Genomic DNA, 3800 nt, shown 5'->3' on the forward strand with positions numbered 1-3800 from the left:
CAAAATGTGACTGACTTTAAGACGACAATGGTTGAGCAAGTTGCTGAAACGGCAAAGAAGACGTTGGATGCATACTTGCAACAAGCTAAGGATGCCGGTGTTCAAAACGTGGACTACACAATTGAGTACGGCTCACCTAAGGACATCATTGCTCATCAAGCACCTGAAAAGTTGAACGCTGATTTGATTATGATCGGGGCAACTGGTTTGAACGCAATTGAGCGTTTGTTGATTGGGTCAGTAACTGAGTATGTGACGCGTACGGCAAATGTCGACACATTGATTGTTCGCGCAAAGTAATCACAAGTTAGTTAAGGCTGTCGAGGAATCGATGGCCTTTTTTGATGCGTTTTTCTGATAAATTTGGCACGTGGCACGACAAAAAGTCACTATCTGGGAATTACCGTTGTAATGGTGATTTTTTTAGTATGATAGGATGATGGTATTTGAGAAAGGAGCGACGGGATGCGACGGAGTGATATTGTTAATTCATTGTTATTAATGAGTTTACTGGCCATTGCAATTTTGAGCCTTTTGCAGAGTGTTTCATTGCAACACAGTATTGTAGTGGATGGCTTATTAGTCGCACTGATTTCCGTTGCGGTCGCCCTTGATGCCGTTGATTGGATGGCTGAGTATGTACACTGCCGGTCGATTCGTTTGGCCACACGACGCCATTATCTGATTGTGGTGCTTATCGTGCTTTGGCTGTTTGAAGCGATTTCATTTAGCTATCATTGTCTTTAAAATTTATGCCCTGACATGCCATTATGGTGTGCCAGGGCTTTTTTTCGGACGTGTTCACAATTTCTTCACAATTTGCGCGAAAATAATTACTTACTTTAACTTATTATTTTTAACAAGGGTCAAACCTAAGAAGAAAGAGTGAAGTGGATTTGAGAGGTCCACGAAGAGGGACGGAATGATGAAAGTAATGACATTGACGGCAGCCCTATTGGTAGCAGGGTCTGTATTGGCAACGGCTGGTGTTGCATCAGCGGATACATCAACTGGTAAGGCCAGTGTTGAAGTGTCTGGACAAGGCGGTGTTTTGCAAATCGATAAGGCACCTGGTGCGGATGAAAAGGATGCAGCTGGTAACACGAAAGCTAACGGTACTTCAATTAACTTTGGAACGGTAACGTTGACGCAATTGGCAGAAAAGGCACAACCAATGCCAGCAACGCTTGCGGCTAAGACGTTCCAAGTGACGGACACGCAAGATTCTGCTAAGTGGCAATTGACAGGTGCGGTGACTGATTTTACGGTAGCAGGAACGAACAAGAAGTTTGACGGTACGTTAACAATCAACAGCGTGCCATTGTCAACGGATACTTCAGCAACACAAGGAGCCAAGTTGTTTGACGCAGAGTCTGATGGTACGTGGGATCCTTCACACACAACTTGGAACAACAAGGATACGGGTGCATCAATCCTTGTGCCACAAAACGCCAAGGTCGGTCAATATGAAGCAACGATTACGTACAACTTGACGTCAGGTGTACCAGCGGACGCAGCTTCAGCGACGCCAGCGGGCAAGTAATCTATCACACGCAACATACTCGCAAACGGTCTGGTTTTCGCCAGACTTTTTGTGTTTAAAAAAGTAGTAAATAAGAGAAGAGATTGAGTAATGACGAAGTGGGCAAAATGGGCTTTCGCAGCGGCGGTCGCGGCACCGTTGTTCGTAACAACGTCAGCGTTTGCGGCTGATGACTATTCGGTACAACCAGTGCAACCAGATAATCAGCGCACTGAATCAGTGGACGCTGGTTATATTGATGTAAAGGCGACACCGGGTAGCCACCAAACCTTGCAATTTAAGTTGCGGAATACATCACAAAAGAATATTACGGTTCGCATGGTTGCTGGAACCGCTGGTACAACTGACAATGGTGCGGTTGATTACACCACAACGGATTGGTCAGCCCAACGCTTTGTGGGCATGACGAATCAAATGCAACGCTATTTAAAGCCAGATCAGACAGAATGGCAACTCAAAGCTGGTCAAACAGTGGTGGCTACGGCGACATTGCAAGTACCAGCGCAAGCATTTACTGGCCGCATGGCGGGTGGTGTTAGTTTCATTGAAGACAACCAGAACCGATCAAAACAAACTGGCGATGGCTTGAAAGTTAACGCCACTTTCAAATACTCAGTCGCGGTGTTGTTGTCTAATAACCAGGAAATTCCGGAGGGGATGCTGACGCTGGGTGGTGTGAAGGCAACCCAAGTTAATAAGCACACGGTGTTTGCGGTTAATGTTAAAAATCAAACCCCTAGCTTTATTAATGCGTTGGGGATGAAGACAACAGTGACAGGCCCTGATGGGTTGAAGTTTACCCGTACGCAGGCCAACATGCAGATGGCGCCAAATACCCAGTTTAATTGGGGAATTTACACGAATGGTGCTCGGTTACGTACCGGTGATTATCGCGTTGAAACCGATACGTATTGGTCAAAGGATGGCAAACGTCAATATAGTTTTAGTGGCGACAAGTATACTTACCACAACCACAGTGTGAAGACCGTCCATGTCACGGCAGATCAGGCAGATAAGCTAAACAAGTCTGACTATGACCTGCAAATGAAGTCGAAAATGCCGGTGGCCTACAAGGTCTTTATTGGGATTTTGATTGTGATTGCCGCGGCAATTCTTTGGTTCGTATTGTTGAAGAAGCGCCAAGTCACAATTCAAGTAATCGATATGACGACGAACACGGTCATGTTCAAAGAACGGGCTCGTGCCGGACGTATGAGTAAGATTGCGGTGACACTGCCACAGGCTGTACGGGTAATTCCGAATACGGCCGTGACGGTTATCGATGAGACACATCTCCAAGTTGCAGCTAAGCAAACGTACATTGAAATCGAAGTGACCACACTAACGCAAGAAGGTTAGGCAAATGAAAAGAATTGGCGTAACAATTTTAATAGGCTTGCTAGCATTGGCAGTGCCCGTGACGGCATCAGCAACGACTGGTAAAGCAGGTGTGACGGTTGAACCAGGGACACGGACGCTGGATCGGGGTGTCACGTCAATTAATTTTGGCAAGGTACCTTGGCACCAAGTCACCCTACCAGTCACTTTGTCAGCCACTTTGCCTGCTGGGGCTTTTGTGATTAACGACTATTCTGGTGCAACTGCGGGTTGGACATTGTCGATGGCGGTGGAACCATTTACGAATGGTAGCCAGTCGTTCGACGGTTCGTTAACGATTAATGATGTGACAATGCGCGCTGATCCAACACAACACGGCTCAGCCACATTGTTTCGCAGTAAGACCAGTGGGTACTGGCGGTCACCAGCAGTGACGGCGATGATTACGGTGCCAGTTAACTCAAATGATGACTATGCGGCAAATGACTTATATACCCTTAATAACGGGGTTGCCCAATAGTTATTCCCCCGCCAAGGTGCGGGGATACATATATCAAGAAAGTGGAAAGGGAGTGTTGTTATGAAACAACGAATGACCTTGTTTATAGCAACGGTAGCAAGTATCACCTTATTACAAGTGGACGGTCAGGCGGCGACGGTTGAGCATGATGATTACAGTGTGACCTACCAAGAGTCAGGCACGCAACGACCAGCAGCGCGCGATACGGGTTATGCTGATGTCATCGCAGCGCCTGGGTCAACACAAACGTTGACGTTTAAAATTGCTAACTTAAGTGATAAGACAATTAAGGTTGATGTGACGAAGGGGACGGCCGGTACGAGTGAGAACGGAAATGTTGTTTACACGAGTGAAAATTGGCCCAATACGGACTTCATTAATTTGCCAACTCGCATGGAG

Annotated in this window: 6 protein-coding genes; all 6 read left to right on the forward strand. The window is 46.5% G+C overall.

All coding sequences use genetic code 11. The features are described from left to right. Positions 1 to 300 (forward strand): universal stress protein (locus WEIDD23_RS03935; protein ID WP_062358770.1); only part of this gene is annotated, 300 nt, incomplete at its 5' end. 165 nt (positions 301 to 465) lie between these two features. After that, a complete protein-coding gene (locus tag WEIDD23_RS03940; RefSeq protein ID WP_062358771.1) occupies positions 466 to 747 on the forward strand; it encodes a hypothetical protein in 282 nt (93 codons plus the stop codon). Between the two features lie 175 nt (positions 748 to 922). After that, positions 923 to 1543 (forward strand): hypothetical protein, encoded by a 621-nt coding sequence (locus WEIDD23_RS03945; protein WP_137636362.1) that lies wholly within the window; start codon positions 923 to 925, stop codon positions 1541 to 1543. 90 nt (positions 1544 to 1633) lie between these two features. Continuing rightward, positions 1634 to 2902, forward strand: a complete 1269-nt coding sequence (locus WEIDD23_RS03950; protein WP_062358772.1) for a WxLIP family cell surface protein — start codon at positions 1634 to 1636, stop codon at positions 2900 to 2902. 4 nt (positions 2903 to 2906) lie between these two features. Continuing rightward, a complete protein-coding gene (locus WEIDD23_RS03955) occupies positions 2907 to 3401 on the forward strand; it encodes a hypothetical protein (protein ID WP_062358773.1) in 495 nt (164 codons plus the stop codon). Positions 3402 to 3461: 60 nt separating this feature from the next. Next, on the forward strand, positions 3462 to 3800 hold a 339-nt coding region (locus WEIDD23_RS14450), incomplete at its 3' end, for a WxL protein peptidoglycan domain-containing protein (RefSeq protein WP_242865419.1).

Origin of the sequence: Weissella sp. DD23 (assembly GCF_001579105.1) — a bacterium.
GTDB lineage: Bacteria > Bacillota > Bacilli > Lactobacillales > Lactobacillaceae > Weissella > Weissella cibaria.

Excerpts from the sequence above, each read along its gene's own strand:
- WEIDD23_RS03955 (WP_062358773.1), top strand. The coding sequence starts at position 2,907 with ATGAAAAGAATTGGCGTAACAATTTTAATAGGCTTGCTAGCATTGGCA.
- WEIDD23_RS03940 (WP_062358771.1), top strand. The coding sequence starts at position 466 with ATGCGACGGAGTGATATTGTTAATTCATTGTTATTAATGAGTTTACTG.
- WEIDD23_RS03945 (WP_137636362.1), top strand. The coding sequence starts at position 923 with ATGATGAAAGTAATGACATTGACGGCAGCCCTATTGGTAGCAGGGTCT.
- WEIDD23_RS03950 (WP_062358772.1), top strand. The coding sequence starts at position 1,634 with ATGACGAAGTGGGCAAAATGGGCTTTCGCAGCGGCGGTCGCGGCACCG.